Source organism: Neisseria sp. P0021.S007, assembly GCF_051956855.1.
In genome coordinates this window covers 1-858 of the sequence record NZ_JBQCXA010000279.1, presented here as the reverse complement: position 1 = coordinate 858, position 858 = coordinate 1, and the positions used below count along the sequence as shown (strand labels likewise).

The 858-nt window shown below is 56.5% G+C and carries 1 protein-coding gene and 1 pseudogene; both read left to right on the top strand.

What is annotated here, in order from left to right; translation table 11 throughout:
- A pseudogene (locus ACTHUR_RS12815) lies at positions 1–611 on the top strand (penicillin-binding transpeptidase domain-containing protein); the annotation flags it as partial.
- 60 nt (positions 612–671) lie between these two features.
- Positions 672–858: PHP domain-containing protein (locus tag ACTHUR_RS12810; protein WP_440398868.1), on the top strand; the 187-nt coding region annotated here is incomplete at its 3' end.

The window sequence follows — 858 nt, the reverse complement described above, 5'->3', positions numbered from 1 at the left end:
CAGCCAAGGCCGTCTGAGAGCGCAAATGCAACCTTTGGTAGCCCGGTGAGAACGCACCTCAGGCCATTGACCCGCGCAACGCCTACATCATGTACAAAATCATGCAAGACGTTGTCCGTGTCGGTACCGCACGCGGTGCAGCCGCACTCGGCCGCGCCGACATCGCCGGTAAAACCGGTACCACCAACGACAACAAAGACGCATGGTTTGTCGGCTTCAACCCTAGCGTTGTGACTGCCGTCTATATCGGCTTTGACAAACCGCGCAGCATGGGTCGTGCAGGTTACGGTGGTACAATCGCCGTACCGGTTTGGGTAGAATACATGCGCTTCGCCCTGAAAGGCACCAGCGTCAAACCGATGAAAGCACCTGAAGGCGTGGTTACAAACGGCGGCGAAGTGTATATGCGCGAACGCATGACCACCAGCTCCGACCTGGCCTTGGACAACAGCGGCGTTGCTCCGCGTCCTGCCCATCGTGCCGTTCCGAATGAAAACCGCCGCCGTACCGAGAGCGGCAATGCGCCAGCCCGTGAAGAATTAGACGAAACCCCAGTTCTGCCAAGCAATACCGGCAACAATAACAGACAACAACTGGACTCTCTGTTCTAACAAATCAAGGCCGTCTGAAACGTTCAGACGGCCTTTTTTGAGAAAATTCAAAGCAAAACCATGATTGATTTACACTGCCATTCAACCGTTTCAGACGGCATGCTTTCCCCAACCGAAGTCGTCCGACTCGCCCTTCAAAACGGTTGCACCCTGCTCGCCCTGACCGACCACGACCATACCGGCGGACTTGCCGAAGCACGTGCCGAAGCCGATACCCTCGGCCTCCCCTTCGTCAACGGCGTGGAAA